This is a genomic window from Bacillus sp. KNSH39 (assembly GCF_052656585.1).
In genome coordinates, this window is sequence record NZ_JBQXYO010000001.1 from 1,663,035 (window position 1) to 1,680,459 (window position 17,425).

14 protein-coding genes and 5 pseudogenes are annotated in these 17,425 nt (G+C 32.6%); 3 read left to right on the forward strand and 16 right to left on the reverse strand.

The features are described 5' to 3' along the window. Position 1: 1 nt before the first annotated feature. From ACUL40_RS08295 to ACUL40_RS08305, 3 genes are all read right to left on the reverse strand, one after another. Positions 2 to 679, reverse strand: coding sequence for a response regulator transcription factor (locus ACUL40_RS08295; protein ID WP_000781961.1), 678 nt, complete (start codon positions 677 to 679; stop codon positions 2 to 4). Between the two features lie 152 nt (positions 680 to 831). After that, positions 832 to 1,671: a YitT family protein gene (locus ACUL40_RS08300; RefSeq protein WP_000747503.1), complete on the reverse strand. Its 840-nt coding sequence runs from the start codon at positions 1,669 to 1,671 to the stop codon at positions 832 to 834. Positions 1,672 to 2,002: 331 nt separating this feature from the next. Next, positions 2,003 to 2,644, reverse strand: a complete 642-nt coding sequence (locus ACUL40_RS08305; RefSeq protein WP_000525483.1) for a F0F1 ATP synthase subunit alpha — start codon at positions 2,642 to 2,644, stop codon at positions 2,003 to 2,005. A gap of 308 nt (positions 2,645 to 2,952) precedes the next feature. Here ACUL40_RS08305 and ACUL40_RS08310 point away from each other — a divergent pair, with 308 nt between their 5' ends. Next, positions 2,953 to 3,984 (forward strand): S66 family peptidase, encoded by a 1,032-nt coding sequence (locus ACUL40_RS08310; protein ID WP_000905873.1) that lies wholly within the window; start codon positions 2,953 to 2,955, stop codon positions 3,982 to 3,984. 268 nt (positions 3,985 to 4,252) lie between these two features. On the opposite strand, the pseudogene ACUL40_RS08315 reads toward ACUL40_RS08310, so the two are convergent. The 3 genes and pseudogenes from ACUL40_RS08315 to ACUL40_RS08325 form a co-directional block, all read right to left on the reverse strand. Beyond that, positions 4,253 to 4,345: pseudogene (locus tag ACUL40_RS08315) on the reverse strand (HXXEE domain-containing protein); the annotation flags it as partial. A gap of 42 nt (positions 4,346 to 4,387) precedes the next feature. After that, a complete protein-coding gene (locus tag ACUL40_RS08320) occupies positions 4,388 to 4,603 on the reverse strand; it encodes a DUF2164 family protein (RefSeq protein ID WP_000403243.1) in 216 nt (71 codons plus the stop codon). Between the two features lie 221 nt (positions 4,604 to 4,824). Then, positions 4,825 to 5,949 (reverse strand): annotated as a pseudogene (locus tag ACUL40_RS08325) (MFS transporter). 36 nt (positions 5,950 to 5,985) lie between these two features. On the opposite strand from ACUL40_RS08325, the pseudogene ACUL40_RS08330 reads away from it, so the two are divergent. Beyond that, positions 5,986 to 6,288 (forward strand): annotated as a pseudogene (locus ACUL40_RS08330) (hypothetical protein); the annotation flags it as partial. A 176-nt stretch (positions 6,289 to 6,464) separates the two neighbouring features. Here the strand turns inward: ACUL40_RS08330 and ACUL40_RS08335 are convergent. The 8 genes and pseudogenes from ACUL40_RS08335 to ACUL40_RS08370 all read right to left on the reverse strand — a co-directional run. Continuing rightward, a pseudogene (locus tag ACUL40_RS08335) lies at positions 6,465 to 6,749 on the reverse strand (carbohydrate-binding protein); the annotation flags it as partial. A 252-nt stretch (positions 6,750 to 7,001) separates the two neighbouring features. Then, positions 7,002 to 7,403, reverse strand: coding sequence for a DUF4279 domain-containing protein (locus ACUL40_RS08340; RefSeq protein WP_000105603.1), 402 nt, complete (start codon positions 7,401 to 7,403; stop codon positions 7,002 to 7,004). Positions 7,404 to 7,529: 126 nt separating this feature from the next. Continuing rightward, complete coding sequence (locus tag ACUL40_RS08345; RefSeq protein ID WP_303045943.1) at positions 7,530 to 8,297, reverse strand: SAR2788 family putative toxin; 768 nt, start codon at positions 8,295 to 8,297, stop codon at positions 7,530 to 7,532. Then, positions 8,293 to 8,742, reverse strand: coding sequence for a S8 family serine peptidase (locus ACUL40_RS08350; protein ID WP_232288814.1), 450 nt, complete (start codon positions 8,740 to 8,742; stop codon positions 8,293 to 8,295). Before ACUL40_RS08350 ends, ACUL40_RS08345 begins: the two co-directional genes overlap by 5 nt. A gap of 22 nt (positions 8,743 to 8,764) precedes the next feature. Beyond that, a pseudogene (gene hypF / locus ACUL40_RS08355) lies at positions 8,765 to 10,861 on the reverse strand (carbamoyltransferase HypF); the annotation flags it as partial. Between the two features lie 10 nt (positions 10,862 to 10,871). After that, the gene (gene hypE / locus ACUL40_RS08360; RefSeq protein WP_000778913.1) at positions 10,872 to 11,900 is read right to left on the reverse strand and encodes a hydrogenase expression/formation protein HypE; all 1,029 of its coding nucleotides are present in this window, start codon (positions 11,898 to 11,900) and stop codon (positions 10,872 to 10,874) included. Positions 11,901 to 11,982: 82 nt separating this feature from the next. Beyond that, positions 11,983 to 12,564, reverse strand: a complete 582-nt coding sequence (locus tag ACUL40_RS08365; RefSeq protein ID WP_074047357.1) for an isochorismatase family cysteine hydrolase — start codon at positions 12,562 to 12,564, stop codon at positions 11,983 to 11,985. A 203-nt stretch (positions 12,565 to 12,767) separates the two neighbouring features. Further along, entirely contained in the window at positions 12,768 to 13,208 is a 441-nt protein-coding gene (locus tag ACUL40_RS08370; protein ID WP_000342842.1) for an Lrp/AsnC family transcriptional regulator, read from the reverse strand. Positions 13,209 to 13,358: 150 nt separating this feature from the next. Here ACUL40_RS08370 and ACUL40_RS08375 point away from each other — a divergent pair, with 150 nt between their 5' ends. Next, entirely contained in the window at positions 13,359 to 14,654 is a 1,296-nt protein-coding gene (locus ACUL40_RS08375; protein WP_000193978.1) for an APC family permease, read from the forward strand. Between the two features lie 862 nt (positions 14,655 to 15,516). Here the strand turns inward: ACUL40_RS08375 and ACUL40_RS08380 are convergent. Both ACUL40_RS08380 and ACUL40_RS08385 read right to left on the reverse strand, forming a co-directional pair. After that, positions 15,517 to 16,026: a DUF4303 domain-containing protein gene (locus ACUL40_RS08380; RefSeq protein WP_065212259.1), complete on the reverse strand. Its 510-nt coding sequence runs from the start codon at positions 16,024 to 16,026 to the stop codon at positions 15,517 to 15,519. A 144-nt stretch (positions 16,027 to 16,170) separates the two neighbouring features. Further along, positions 16,171 to 17,418: a DUF1015 domain-containing protein gene (locus tag ACUL40_RS08385; RefSeq protein ID WP_065212260.1), complete on the reverse strand. Its 1,248-nt coding sequence runs from the start codon at positions 17,416 to 17,418 to the stop codon at positions 16,171 to 16,173. Positions 17,419 to 17,425: the final 7 nt, after the last annotated feature.

Sequence of the window (17,425 nt, forward strand, 5' to 3'; positions counted from 1 at the left end):
CTTATTTCAACTCCAACTTATACCCGAGGCCGCGCACCGTTGTAATTTGAAAATCATCCGTTCGTTTTGAGAAACGATCTCGGAGCCTTTTCACATGAACATCAACTGTTCGTTCATCTCCTTCAAAATCCATTCCCCATACTAATTCAATTAATTCTTCTCTTGAAAATGTTCTCCCAGGATAACTAGCTAGTTGTGATAATAATTCAAATTCCTTTAAAGGAAGTAAAATCGTCTGGCCGTTACACTTTACTTCAACACCTTTACGATCAATTGTCGTTCCATGGAGTGTAATTATGTCAGCGCTCAGCATTTGATAACGGCGTAATAAAGCTTTCATACGGAAAATCACTTCAGCTGGTTCAAATGGTTTTACGATATAATCATCTGTACCAGAAATGAATCCTTTTTCTTTATCCACTAACTGGTCTTTCGCAGTTAATAAAATAACAGGAATATCATGATACTTCCGAATTTCTTCACATAACGTATAACCATCAACAAAAGGCATCATAATGTCTACAATCGCAAGATGAATATTTTCCTTCTCTAATACGTCTTGCGCTACCTTTCCATCTTCCGCCTCAAAAACTTTAAACCCCTCTTTTTGTAAATGATAATGCAATAACTCTCTTATATGTTTATCGTCATCAGCTAATAAAATATGTATCATCTTCATTAAACCCTCTCTCGTTCATCCTTCTACATCACTACATTAAGAAACAATTGGATTTTTTGCAAGAAAAAGAAAAAGAATCTATTTTGAAAAAAGACTATTCAAAATAGATTCTCACGTTTTAGTATTAAGATTATTTTAATCAAAAATAATTTTTAAGCCTTCGAAATATCAACAAATCCTTCTCCGAACACATCACGAACATCGTGGATAGCAATGAACGCAGCTGGATCCGTAGTTTGAACAATCCTCTTTAGCTTCACTACTTCTTGCTTATTAATAACAACATATAGAATGTCCTTCGGCGTTTTCGTGTAATAGCCATGACCTGAATACACGGTAACCCCTCTGCCCATTAAGGTTGTTACCTTCCCGGCAATTTCATCCGGATTATCAGAAATAATTGTAATGGCCTTTTTCGGATTTAAACCTTCAATTACAAATTCCATTACTTTCGTTCCTACATATAGCATAATAATTGTCAGCATCAGTTTTTCTGCACCAATGATGAAATAAGATGAAAATGCAACGATTAAATCGAAGAACAGTAGACCATAGCTAATGCTCCAGCCTAAGTATTTATGTGTCATCCTCGCTAAGATGGTAGTTCCTGCTGTCGTTCCACCAACGCGAATGATAAGACCAATCCCGCATCCGATAAATATTCCACCGAAAATGGCATTTACCAGCATTTCATCTGAAGTAATCGTCCATCCTTCTGTTAAATGAAGAAATAGCGAGTTCGTAACTACAGCGATAATCGTATAAATCGTTGTGATCTTATTTAAAAATTTATAGCCGACTATTAACAAAATCGCATTTAAAATTAAGTTAACTAAACCTGGTGACCACTCAAATAAATAGTACGTAATAATCGTGATACCTGTTACCCCTCCCTCACCAAACTCGTTCGGAATAACAAATAAATTGACACCTAACGCAAAAAGAAATGCACCGATAATAATAAAAATAATGTCTGTCGTTCTTTTTTTCATACAGTACCTCACTTCTTATGTAAATATTTATTCTGCCATAAACTCTCACTATTATATCGTGGAATATTCAAATCGAACAGTGGTTTGTTTTTATTTTAATATAAGATAAAAAATCAACAATATTTATTATGTACTGCAAATAAAGTTTTGATTTCACCCGTAATTTACTCTTAAAAAGAAATGCTGAACATTGACTTGCACAAATTTCAAATAAAAAAGTACCCATCTAATTGTCATACGCAATGAGAATTAGATGGGTACTGCATGATACATTTAGTTTTTACATGTATTGTTTGGAGAAAATTGCAAATAACGACCTATACTCGCCTTATTAAGACCAAATCCATACATCATCATTATTTTCAGTGTTCGTCTTTGCTTCATGAACTCTTTCGATATGATCAACTGTGTTCCAGTTAATAGAACTTCCGCCCCAGCCCACATACTCCATATCAATTTTCACTTTCTCACCCACATTAAATACTTGTCCCTTTGTTAAGAAAACATCAATAATATCTTTCTTCCCATTTAGCGATGGATACTCAACTACAACATATTTAGTAGCACCGTCTCCCTCATCTTCCATCGTTCCTACTTTTGATACTTCTCCAATTACATAATTAGGTGAGCCATCTTCTTTCATGTGCATACCTAACTTGTTTGTTGTATTTTCAACTGCAGTTGCAACCATATATTCTGTAAAATTACGCATCATAGATCCAGTAGCTTTTACTTCATCTCCTACTTTCACGTTTGAAAGTGAATCAATATACACACTAACAGGTTCCTCATATTGCTTAGATTTTACAACAATCACACCGTTATCTACTTCTACTACTCGTCCTTCTAACGTCGAGAAATTCGATTCAATAGAAGCTGCACTCGCTTTTGTTAGTTCTAATCCTGGTACATTTGTTCCTGATAATGCTGCGATCCCTAAAGCACCTGCTAAAATTATTTTTTTCATACCCATATGTAACATCTCCATTCATGATGATTTTATTTTTTTGATTGGTATCGACCAACCTGTAATCATTATAGTTACAGGTTATAAAAATAACAACCGTTTTCCTCATGCAATGATGCATACTGTGATTTTCAAATATAAATTTTAGCAAAAAACATTTGTAGATTATTCCTATATTCAGCACTAATACTAAATTCTCAAATTACAGCAGGTGAACTTATTGAAGGCGGAGAAACTAATGTCATGTACAATGTTCTTCAACTCTACGGTTTGTATAGCCGTAGTTCATTACATTATGTAGGAGCGGGATTCATATGTTAATAAAGCCAAAGAGATTACAGCCTGGAGATATCGTAGCGACAGTAAGTCCTTCGTGGGGAGGAGCAGGTGATGCTGAAATAAGATGGCGATATGAGCAAGGAGTAAAAAGATTAGAAGAAGTTTTTAGTCTTACGGTTATCCCAATGCCAAATAGCTTAAAAGGTAGCGAATACCTTTATAACAATCCAGAGGCTCGTGCGGAAGATATAATGACAGCATTTAAAGATACACGTGTGAAAGCAATTATCGCGAATATTGGCGGTGAAGATAGCATCCGGTTACTTCCCTATATAGATTTTAATGTGATACGCGAAAACCCGAAAATTTTTATGGGGTACTCTGACGTTACTATTACACATTTATTTTGTCATAAAGCAGGGCTTTCCTCTTTATACGGTCCAGCAATTCTGACCGATTTTGCCGAAAATGTAGAAATGGATCCATACACAATTGAAATGGTAAATCGTACCCTCTTTTCAAATGAAACGATTGGCGAGATTCAACCAGCTCATGAATGGACAAGTGAGCATTTAGAATGGATTGAAATAAATAAGGATACAAGACGTACGATGCAGCAAAATAATGGATATGAGGTACTTCAAGGCTCTACCACTGTACAGGGGCGCTTAATTGGTGGTTGTATTGAAGTATTGGAATTTGCAAAAGGAACGGAACTTTGGCCTGAGAAAAAACATTGGGAGAATAGTATTCTCTTCTTTGAAACTTCTGAAGATCATCCAGAACCAAGTTATATAAAGTATTGGTTGCGAAATTATGCAGCGCAAGGCATTCTGCAAAAAGCAAAAGGTATCATTTTTGGTAAACCGAAAGATGAACAATATTATGAAGAATATAAACATGAAATACTGCAGGTTATGAAGGAACATCATTTAGAAGATTTGCCGATCCTTTATAATTTAAATTTCGGCCATACTGAACCGAAGTTTATTTTACCTTACGGTGCGATGGCGGAAATTGATTGTGAAAATGTATCTTTTTCTATTTTAGAGAGTGGCGTGGAATGAAGTGTAACTTTAATCAGTGGGGGGTCCATTCACATCGCTATCAAGCTAACATTTTGAAGTACTCCCAAAACAAAAATTTATTCTTTTCATAGGTAACCAAGGACATTTAGTTTATTTTTTCGTTTTAGGGAACAATTAATTTCTTAAGTTGATAGCGATGTGGCGCTATCCCAAAATATAAAAATCTCCTTCAAAAAAGAAAGGCGCCTACGCACCTTTCTTTTTTAACTCACTTGTACTCTCTTCAGCATCCAAAATCCCTTCGGAATCACTTTAATACATCATTGTACGGATCTAATTGCTTTTTAGAAAAGTAATGGATTGTCTCCTTACTTTTCAGTAACATATTTCCTTTTATAATTTAAAAAAATGATATTATAGTTTTTCAATTCTCATATAAAGTCTATTGACTGTTTATATCTTTCTCTATATTCTTTAACAACATTTCCAACCTATCCCTAGTAACTTGATTAAAATGTGGATTTAATTCCTTTATTATGAATTCAAGTAACTCATAGCTTATGTATTCACCCAATTCCAGTGAATATTGTTCAGCTAAAAAAGACTTTAATTTTTTAGAGATATCAATCTTATCCTTTTTACTAATTTTTATCTCCATTCGATAACAAACCCCTCTTAGATTAATCTGAAAAGCTAATTAAAATAACTTTTTATTACCTGAGAACTGGTCACTGTTGCATATCTTTTTTTGAAGTATCTCTGTTTTATATATTACACAGCACAATATATAAAACAAAGCCCAAATACAGAATTTTTAACTTTATCAACTTTTTTAGGAATTCCAAATAAAATTAACTTTTTCATATTATTAAATTTTTTCTATAAATTTTTCATACCTTCTACCTTTTTGGCACTTTCGTTACCGTAAGTTGCAATTTTCCTCATTTTTAAAATAATACAACCTAGACTCAATGCAAAAAGTGCAAATATCCCAAAAGTAACAGTTATAGTATTTAATGATAGACTCCAGCTAATTAAGAAAGATACTAGTGCCCCCCCCCTAAACTGGCCGATGCGATAAATAGACTAGTCACTTGATCAATATTATTTTCCATAATACGGGAATCTATGATTAATGTTATTGGAAAAACACCCGCTATGACTAAACCAATAATGAAGATGACAAACAAATACATACCTGTACCTCGAACAAAGGGAAATAGAGATAAAAGAATCACTAATGTAAAGCAACTAGATGTAATATATGTCCAATAATTAAATTTATGGGCTAGCTTACCTACAAGTATTCTTCCTATAACTATTGCTAGCCAAAAACAAGATATACTTACTGAACTGATTAATTCATTCTCAGTAAGAATCATTATTGTAGATAAAAAATTTGCAAGATTAGTTTCTATGCCTGCATATAAAAATGCAAAAAGTGAAATGAATAATATAACTGTAATCTTTTAAATTTTAGAGTAAATGAGGAAAGGGATGCTCCTCCCTTTCCATTATTTTGAGGAGAAAAATTTAGAAATTTTGTACGTCCAAAGATGTACTAAACAAATAGTGTAAAAATAAAGAATAGTAATATCCCATAAAGAATAAAATACCATTCATAAAATTTTATAATATAATTAACTAGTAACGGAAACCCTAGCGTCCCAACCCCAAACCATACTTCGAGAATGCTAAATTTAGCAGCACTATTCCTTTCTGCTGAAATAATAAAGGAACCCACCGTAGTTTCTAACAAACCCCTAATACAAAGCAAATAACAGTTAAATATGCCCATTCTTTAATATATATAAAACCTCCTAGAACGATGGACATTACTAAAACACCTAATGTTATTGTTTTAAAATAATGATACTTTCTTACTAGTATGGGTGAACTTAGAACACCAAATAAAAAAAACGTAAATTGAAAAAATATTAAAACGCCTAATTGATCAGGGGTTCTTCCATAATATTGTATGAATGAAGGAATTAAACTACCTATGCAAACATGTATTATTCCTACAATAAAATAAAACAAGCAACCATATCTAGTCCTTTATCCGGACAAAAAAATCGATCCAGTCAAAACTTTAAAACTTATAGTTTACCTGTAGGTACCAAAGAATTGAAATGGGTTATTGTGCCTTCAGAAAAAGATCATCCTTCTACTATCTCTTTCAATGTAATGATTGATGTTCCCCTAGGTACTGATTCTATTCGTTGGAAAAATATTTCACATGAATCTAGGACTGAAGCTTACACAAATACCAAATATTATATCGCAAGTCCAATTGGTGCCACTAGCAAATTCACTGTGCAAATTTATGCTATTACAAATTAGAAAATAAAGAATCCCAATGGAGTACCATTAGGATTCTTTTTCGATTTCATTTCGTAAACAATAGATGGAGATTAAATTTATTTGCAAATCATTTAAACCATTTGAGAATTTATATTTTGAACGGCCGTTTATTTCCAAAGAAAAATCCAAAAATATTAACTACATTTTCCTGCTTATCATTTACTCAAAACTGGCTTCCAAAGCGATAGGGCAAAAATCCAATTTGTGTCACCATTGCCTTGATAACCTTGAACTGCTTTATACACTTTCCTCTCATATACTACTCTATCACCTTTAGTATATGCTTTTCTCGCATCCCATTTTTCATATGTGGAATCCTCTGCCTTTGTTGTTACATCCAATACATCACTTCTACTAGATTCATTTCCAGCTAAATCAACCGCTGTTACTACATATTTATACGATGTATTAGCCTTCAATTCCTTATCCATAAAGTTAGACTCTTTATTTTAATACTAGTAGAATCATTTCGTTCATAGAGACTATCTTCAATTAATATTAAAAGCTACTTTCTGGTTGCTGTTGTCCATCTTCACCTATACAATTAGTTTGTAAGAACCCTCCTCTTAAGGAAGGCCCTATCTTTTATCAGAAGTAGAATTCAATTTAATACTTAGGGCAAACATTTTATCGCAGACACTATCAAAGGTACATTGCATCATTTAACAAATATTTTAATCCTACCGCTAGACTTACAATAAGTATAGACAAATATCAATTTCCGCACCAATACTATTGATAAAACCAATAGTATGTTGATCAAAACATAAAGAAGGGACTTCATTATTTTCTATTTTTACAACAACAGATAATTTGCATTTTAGATTATGTTTACTTTGCATATTAATTATTTCATTTTTTTTATGTTCCAATATGGAAATTAACTTTTTTACAACCTCTTCTGCATTAAGAGATTCTTCATACCCTGTTTCAATACTCCAGTTTGTTTCTTCCCGAATAAATAACGAATTACCTCTAATAAACTCACCTTTTTTATAAGTCATCGTTGGTTCTAAATTAAATTGTTTAGTTAGCTCTTCTGGATTAAATATTTCTCCGAAAATGGCTAGTTCTACATTTATTAATGTACTCAAATTATTTAACACATCCCTATTAATATTTGAAGTAAAGGATAATAAATTTTATCCTTTACTTCATACTTATAATTCATTATAACTAAAAATCTAAAGTCATTTTTTCACAAATGACTTTAGATTTTTTTATTTTATAAATGAATCAGTTGGTATCGGAGTTCCTTTTCCACCTTTTAGGTAAATCCAAAGTCTTCCTGTTTTCTTATCCACATAGATATCATATTTTGAAATACTAACACTTCTACCCAAGTAGTCTCTTTTTAATTCGTGAGCATCAATACCTTTTCTTTTAAGGAATTTATCATCAACCTTATTTATACTCTTGGGAACCTGTTTCATTGCTGAAGTTACTGCTTGTTTTCCATACTTTTTTATTGCATATTGTATACCATATCTAGCCACAGCCGCTACTACTACAGGCCAAATAGAAGCACTTGCTTTTAGGGTATTAACTTCATATTTTTTTCCTGTTTCTTGATCAACGAATGTAGCTATAAAGTCATTTCCTTCAACTTCTTGTACATAAACATCAAAGTTTTGTTGGGTTTCTTCACCATTTTCATCAACCGTCTTACCGAATACAGTAATTCCCCCTGTTTCAAGGTTCATGTCGATATCTGTTGAAACTGATAAATCTGTTGTGTCTAAAGTTGTATTAACTACGACCTTTTCGTCTGTTTCTTTTTCTATATTAATCTTTAATTCATTTGAAACTTCAATTCCTAATTCTTTATTTACTTCAGATTCCACTTTACTTACATCAACGGAAGTTACTTTATCTTGTATTCCTGTATCTGCTTTTACATATTGTATATTAGGAAGTAAAGTAAGTAACATAGAAAACACTAATATTTTAACAATTACGTTTTTCGTTAATCGATCTCCTCTTTCAATCTATCATTATTAATCCAGAACCATATTCAGAATCATATCCTTTTTCACCTAGATCTTTAGTTTTATCATTTAAATAAGCTTTAATATTCTGACTATTGAAAATTATATCTTTTTGTGCTAATAGGACTGCTACAGTACCCGTAACATACGCAGTAGCAAAAGAGGTACCACTATAATATGAATAGTCACCTTTATTATCAGTAGTTAAGATATTTATTCCGGGAGCTGCATAATCTATTTTCCCTTTTGCAGATACACCAGATCGTTTTAAATTTTCTTTTATTGCTGAAACAGATATTACATTTTCATATTTAGCTGGATAATCAACTGATAATCCTAATGTATTTCCTGAAGCTGCAACAATTATGATTTCCTTGTCTAATGCTTCATCTATAGCTTCTTTTAATTTCGGATTATCTGATTGTACACCGAAACTAATATTCATTATTTTCACATTTTCTTGAATGCACCATTGTATAATGAAAACGATAGCTCAATTCACCCTTGGTATACTTATCTTTAAGTATCAAAGATACCAACTCTTTAAACATAGGTTTTATATCGATTTTTCTAATTCCATTCGAAGCAACTATTTCATATGATAATAAAGGATTGGAAGAATTATTGATATCAATCGCTTGCTCCAACTCAATAGCAGCCTGTCCTTCATATTGGACTGTTTCACGGACACCCAATAGTGCTGAAACAGCATCAAAAAGCCTTCCCATACTTGAAGTAAGAGGAGAATTAATTCCTTTTTGAATCATTTTTATAAGTACATCTAGTTCAAAACTATTTCGCTCTGAAATTATCTTTATTGGTAATTCTTTGACTTGTTCACCATATATTTGCGTCAATATTCCTAAAGCAATTCTATACGGTTCTTTAACAGCTTTATCACCGCCTGGCAGCTGAAAGTAATCGATATATGCCGCTCTTTGATAATTAAGAAAATCACCGATTAAAAACTCTCCACCCCAAATATTCCCATCATCACCATAACCCGTACCATCTAAAATAACTCCTAAAACAGGACCATCTAATTGATTATCAACCATACAAGAAGCCATGTGGGCATGATGATGCTGAACCTGTACAACTGGTAAAACTTTTTGATCAAATGCATATTTTGTACTATAAAAATCAGGATGAAGATCACTTGCAATTACAGAAGGACTAATTTCAAAGATTTTTTGTAAGTGAGCTATAGTATTTTTAAACGATTCATAAATTTTATAGTTTTTTAAATCACCAATACGATGACTAATAAAAGCTTTTTCGTCTTTAGTTAGGCAAATCGTATTCTTTAATTCTGCTCCTAAAGCAAGTACATTAGTTGATCCTTCTTTAAAATCAATTGGGTTTGGTACATAACCTCTAGCGCGACGAATTATTTGTAGTTTTATTACTTCATCATCTAAATCAATACCCCTAACAATAGAGTCATCTACTCTAGTGAATATCTCCCTATTGTGTACTAAATAATAATCTGCAATTCCCTTTAGCTGCTCAATTGCATCTCCATCTTTATATACAATAGGTTCATCAGAAACATTGGCGCTCGTAGCTATTAATGCAATAAAATTCCCTCTTAAAATAAGATGATGAAGTGGTGTATAGGCTAACATTACCCCATAATTATTATTATTTGGTGCAACATCTAAAGAAATAAACTCATTATCCTTTTTGTTCAATAACACAATTGGTCGTTCTTTAGAAACTAATAAAGTTTCTTCATTTTTTGTTATTTCAGCAAAATTTTTCACATCATCTAATTGAGATGACATTAAAGCAAAAGGTTTTTCATCCCGTTTTTTTCTTTTTCTTAATTCTTTTACAGCTTCATGATTCATTGGATCTACAACTAAGTGATATCCACCTAACCCTTTAATAGCTAGGATTTTCCCCTTTTTCAACAAATCAATTGTTTTTTCTATTGGATTATCAGTGGAGACATTTGTACCATCTGTTGTTTTCAATTGAACTTGTGGTCCACATTTCCAGCAAGCATTTGGTTGGGCATGGAATCTCCGATCCAATATGTCTTTGTATTCTTTATCACACTCTTTGCACATAGGAAATTTGGCCATTGTAGTATATGGTCTATCATAAGGAATATCTTTTATTATTGAATATCTAGGTCCACAATTTGTACAATTAATAAATGGATAACGAAACCTTCTATTCGTTGGATCAAATAATTCGTCTAAACATTCATTACATACATAAGTATCAGGAGATATTAAAGTTTGCCTACTACTATGTTTTTGGCTACTCAAAATATCAAAAGAGCTATAACGATTGTTGGATTCTTGTTCCTCTATTAATTTAACCTCTTGCACATAAGCCAATTCTGGGGAATTAAATTCAATATCATGAATAAAATGCGTAATATTATTTTGTTCCCCTTCTACTTCTATAAGCACTCCATTTGAATCATTTAACACCCATCCGTTTAGATGATACTTTTTTGCTATCCTATATACGAAAGGTCTAAAACCAACACCTTGCACAATGCCTTTAACTTGATACTTTTTTATAAACATATTTATTACTTTTTTCATAAATTGTCTCCTAACATAATCGAGGTAATTCTGCCCCATATAATAACTCAATGAGTTTCAATTCACCTGATTTTGCTTCCATGAGCACTTGTCTTTCTTTTGTTTGATTAACTTTACCAATTACCGCAGCTTCTTTACCATATTTAGTATTTTTTAATACCCTCACGACTTCCTCACTTACCTCTGGAGAGACAAACATACAAACATTGCCCTCATTAGCTAGATACATTGGATTAACACCTAACATGTCGGCAGCCATAATAGTTTCTGCTAACATAGGAATATCTCTTTCTTGTATTTTTATTCCAGTATTAATTGTTTCTGAGACTTCATTTAAAACTGTACCTAGCCCGCCTCTTGTAATATCTCGCATACAATGTATAGAATCACCAAAAAGATTTTTCAACTCTGATATCATATGATTTAATGGTGCACAATCACTATTTATTCTCTGTTCAAACCCTAATCCTTCTCTGATAGAAAGGATATGTATACTATGGTTTCCTAGTTGTCCTGTTATAATGATATCGTCACCTTCTTGAATAGAGTTTACCGAAAACGGTGATACATCTCCTTCAAAAACTCCTATTCCAGTTGTATTAATAAAGATTTTGTCTACTTCACCTTTTTTAACAACTTTTGTATCACCAGCAACAATATACACTCCAGCTTCTTTCGCGGTCTCTCTTATAGAATCTAATATTTCTTCCAAATCTTTAATTGGAAAACCCTCTTCTAGTACTAATGCCAATGATAGATAAAGTGGTTTTGCACCACTAACCGCTAAATCATTAACCGTTCCACAAACTGCTACTTTACCTATATTCCCTTCACCAAAAAAGATAGGATCAATAACAAAAGAGTCTGTTGTCATCGCCAATCTTCTACTACTTACCTCAAGAATGGCACTATCCTCCATTTTTCCAAGGTGAACATCTTCTAGTTTTGCAGTAATAATTGAACTAATTAAATCCTGACTCAATAGTCCTCCTGTTCCATGGTCTAAAATTATATTTTCTAAATCTTTAGTTAATTTCATTTATTAAAACTCCTTTTCATTTTTATTTTTGAAAAATAATATCACTTGCTACATAGAACAAGTGATATTACAACGTATTTACTTACGGAATTGCAACTCCATCAAAAGAAATATCTTCATTTTTAGAAATTGAATTGCAGATTTCCTCGATACTCATAATCTTTGCACAATATGAACCTAACCATTTTAAAGCTCGTTCCTTATCTTCAGCCTTCGCTGAAACAACTGCATCTTCTGGTACGATTACATTATAACCACGGAAAAATCCATCCGCTGCAGTTGTTTGGACACAAATTTGAGTTTGCATACCCGTAATAATAATTGTATCTACTCCTAATTTTTTTAAGGTTTCATCAAGATTTGTCTCAAAAAAGACACTATCCTTATTTTTCTCCATAATAATATCTTTTTCATGAAGAAACTCAGGTAAGATTTCTGCACCTTTAGATCCCTTTGTGACTGGTAAAAAATCACCATATCGTTCAGCTTTCGGATCATCTTCTAAGTTAATTAACTGCAGGTGAATAATAGAAACATCATTTTCTCTCATAGTATCTAAGAAAGACACCATTTTAGGCGTAAACGCCTCCACAGCTGCAATTCTATCCTCATTTTTATTAACCAAATCGTACTGTAAATCATTTGTGAGCACTGCATATTTCATAATAATCCTACCTCCAATTAACTAAGAATTTAATTTTTCTAAAATACAATGTTCATTATTCCATCAGTAGTAAGAATATGTAAAATATTATTTTTTATCTAAATTTTCTAAATAATTTTCTGAAAATTAATACCTAATAGGACTCTATTTCCTATTAGGTATTAATTTAACGCTTTTTATTTTGAATAATCACTCATATGTAATTAAAGTTTTTCACTCTCTGTAAAAAATGATTTATGTTCTACTGGAGAAGAAAGCACTATTAAGGTTGTAGGCTTTCCATACTCTAAGCACAAATTAATATAGTCTTCGAGTGTATGTACAGATTCCGTGACTACCTTTGTTAGATAACTATACATACCGGCAATCCGGTGACATTCAACCACATCTGAATGTTCCATTGCAAACTTTTTATATTTATTGCAATCCCTTGGTTCCATCAAAACAAACGCAGTAATATGTTTTTTTAATTCTTTCGGATTAACAATCGTGCGATAACTTATAATTACCTCTTGTTCTTCTAGTCTTCTAACTCGCTCTGTAACAGAAGGAGAACTCAAACCTACCAGTTTTCCTATTTCAACCATACTTAAACGTGCATTTTCCTGAAGATGAGAAAGAATCTTTAAATCTGTATCATCCATTGCTTGGCCTCCCCTTGATTAATTAAGAAAACACTTAATAATTCTTAAATTCTTTAAGAAAATTATAATTAATACATAAATTATAGCATGTTATCTTTTTTTTAAACTTTATATAATTAATATCAATTAACGAAAGAGAGGCTGAGAATCTTGACACAACAATCATTGAAACGTTCAATTACTTGGGTACAGGGGACCGCATTAACCATCGGAGCTGTGTTAGGTTGTGGAATCCTTATTTTACCTTCAATTACTGCAAATAGCGCTGGACCAGCTTCAATTTTATCTTGGGTTATCATGTCTATATTAGCTTTTCCTATTGTAGCGACTCTAGCGCGTCTTGCTAAAATGATTCCCAGTGCTGGAGGAATTACAGCTTATGTTCAAATGGCATTTAATGCAAATACAAGTGCCATCCTAGGCTGGATTATGTTAGGTTCTATTCCTATTGGAGTACCTATTATTGCTTTAACAGGTGCCCATTATATTGGATATGTTTTTCCAATAAGCAATCTTAGTGTTATAGGAATTGCAGCATTAATTTTAATTACCTCTTTACTCTTACATATAAAAGGGATCGAGCTATCATCAAAAGTTAGTGTGTTTGTAATTTGTATTATTTCACTTTTAATAGTTGTCGCTGTTATCGTTTCTATACCATATGTAAAATTAAGTTCTTTTACACCATTTGTACCAAACGGGTGGTCTTCTGTTGGCGCTTCTTCTGTAATTATCTTTTTCTCATTTGTAGGGTGGGAAATGATAACCCCATTAGCTGAAGAATTTAAAAGGCCCGCTAAGGATATTTCGATTAGTTTATTTTTAGGAGCAATTTGTATCTCCATTATGTACATTGCAATATCTTTTGTAACAATAGGGACCCACTCATATGGTGATAAGGATCAGATAGCTTCCCTTAGTATTCTAATATCAAAAGGATTAGGACCGATAGGTACATATATAACAACTATTTTAGCAATTTTCATTTCGTTTAGTGCTGTACATGCTAACATTGCAGGTTTTTCAAGAATGATTTACGCTCAAGCTAGAGAAGGACATTTCCCTTCCTTCTTTGCTAAGTTACACTCTCAATTTCAAACTCCAACTAGGGTATTACTAGTTCTAGGAGGCATTTTTAGTTGTATTTTAATTTTTTACGGTATGGCACGACCAAATTTAGAAATGCTTCTTAAAGGTCCTAGTGTAATATTTATTACTTCATATATTTTTACAATGCTAGCTGCTCTTAAATTATTAAAAGTGCGTGATATAGGTTGGTGGATGGCCTTCCTATCTCTAATTATATGTATTATTGTATACTCATTTAGTGGTTGGGCTATTTTCTATCCAGTTATCTTATCAGTTATTGGTTGGATTTATATAGTTATGAATAAGAAGTATAGTACTATAACCAATCATTCAATAAATACATCAAATGAAAATTAGGTTCTACTCCTATAAACTAATACCACAACTTATATACTGTTATTAACACTATCCAAGTTGGAAGAAGTACAGTTTCAGCTGACTTATAACTAGGTCAAAGTAATTTAATAAAATATGAATGATTAATAGAATTTATTTTTCAACTTTCAAATAACAACCCTTTTTTATAACGTATCTCTGCAAAGAAATGTTATAAAAAAGGGTGATTGATTATGTGCAGACCCTCTTTCACCTTACTTCACATATACATAAGCTTCATTTGCAATTACAAAGTAGGTTTTATCCTTATTGTTGTGTATTTTAACAGTATAAATATAGGTTCTCGTGCAGCTTTTTTAAACTATAATAAACTCCGAAAAACCAACTAAGGAGCATAATAGATAAGATATGTTAAAGAAAAGTAGTTTGAAAAAGATAATATGTCTGAAATTCTAAAGGAACGTGGTATTCCAATTTATCCAACAATCATTATGCACTAAGTTCGTAAATATGAAAATTTTATCCGTTACTTTTGAAAAACAACAAAGCAAAAATACCTTTTTATCTTTATACTCAACATATTCTTTCCCCTCCACTACCGCTACCACTGCAAATTCATCATTTAAAACCAATGAACCCACATGTTTGCATTAACCACTCCACCTATAGTGATATATTTTATGCTACCTAGCCTTATCTCCCCTTCATAACTTCTTTTCCAAGTTAATTCATACATATAAACATCGTAATTATCTTTGGACGTTTTTTCATCAGGTTCTAATTGTTCAATGCTTACGTCACAACGAATGGTTACTATTAATTGGTGACTTTCTATTAAATGAAAATCGCCTCTTATAGAGCGCAGTTTTACTTATGTTCATTCTTATGCAAATTCTGAAGCATATTCTTCGTATGTCTTTAATGTATTAAGCAATCGAGCTGATTCAATCATGATTTCGTTCGATGAATCAGTTACACAAATGACAATAAATCGATTATCATCTCTATCTCCAAACAACCCTTCTGATTCAAGTTCCATTAACACATTTAACGTTTCTTTCAACAGTGTATGTACTCGTATGTTAAAGTCATCTTCGACGATATTATGATATTTCTTAATAATTTTGTTCACTTCATCAAACGTTCCAAAACCGTTCCATTCGCTCCACTCAACAGCTCCGTATCTATAATAATTGTATAAAGGGTCCGATTTATTAACTTTGATTAGTCTTTCTTTATTTGCCACTGGTCCAATGCTATTGACACAATCGTCTGTTAATATGGAGTACCCGTATATTGTGTCAACACCGCATCTTGTTAAAAGTTCGTTATAATGACAACGAATTGCATTTTTCAATTCAACATAAAAACTTTTTTGCAGCTGCATTTTCATCGTATTTCCTCCATTTTTTTTGTAGCGACCTGTTGTTACATATTTCAATCTTAACATTAAAATCAACATTAAACGTTTACTGAGCCAAAATAAGAAAAACCGAAACTAAAAATCATTTCGGTTTTTCTAACTAAAGAAGTCTATTTATTTTAAAGAATGAACAAACAACCCACTACGAAGTTTCGGTTCAAACCACGTTGATTTTGGCGGCATGACTTCACCGGCATCTGCGATTGCTAATAAATCTTCCATAGATGTCGGATATAATGCGAATGCTGCTTTGTATTCGCCGCTGTTCACAAGGCGTTCTAGTTCTTCTAATCCGCGGATTCCTCCGACAAAATCGATACGTGAATCAGAACGGGGATCATGTATTTCAAGCACTTGGCTTAATAAATGATCTTGCAGGATAGATACATCTAAACCTCTAACAAGATCATTCGCATCAAACGTTTCCTCTTTCACTGTGAGCTTATACCACTTCTCATTTACATACATACCAAATGATTTGGGCTCATTTGGTTTATACGGAGAAACAGTTGCTTCTTCTACATAAAAGTACTGCGTAATTTGATTTAAAAACTGTTCCTCTGATAAGCCATTTAAATCTTTCACAACTCGGTTATAGTCCCAAATCGATAATTCATCATGAGGGAATAGAACCGATAAGAAGAAATTAAATTCCTCTTCTCCTGTGTAATTTGGATATTGTTCTCTTCGCATAAGTCCTACTTTTGCAGCTGATGCAGAACGGTGATGCCCATCTGCAATATAAAGATTAGGAATTTCTTCAAATGCGTTTACTAAAGTCGTAATTACATCTTCATCTGCAATCTTCCACGCAACATGCTTAACACCGTCTTCTGCTGTAAATGTATAAATTGGCGCATGTTCTTCTTTCCAGCTTCTAATTAAATGCTTTACTTCATCTTTTGTACGGTACGTTAAAAAGATTGGGCCTGTATTGGCGTCACACACATCTACGTGGCGAATACGATCTAGCTCTTTTTCATGACGTGTTCTTTCATGTTTTTTAATTGTATCATCTTCATACTCATCAATAGATGTACAAACGACAAGGCCTGACTGCGTTCTTCCTTGCATCGTCAGTTCATAAATATATAGCGCTGGCTCTTCATCTTGTATGAACACTTCTTCTCGTATAAATTGCTTTAAATTGTCTCCCGCTTTTTCATACACGCGATCATCATACGGTGACAGTTCAGGATCTAAATCAATTTCTGCTTTATCAACATGCAAGAAAGAATATGGATTCCCTTTTACAACTTCCCTTGCCTCTTCACTATTTAATACGTCATACGGTAAAGCTGCCACTTGTGCCGCTTTTTCCTCTACTGGACGAATGGCCCGAAACGGTCGTATTTTTGCCACATTCCTC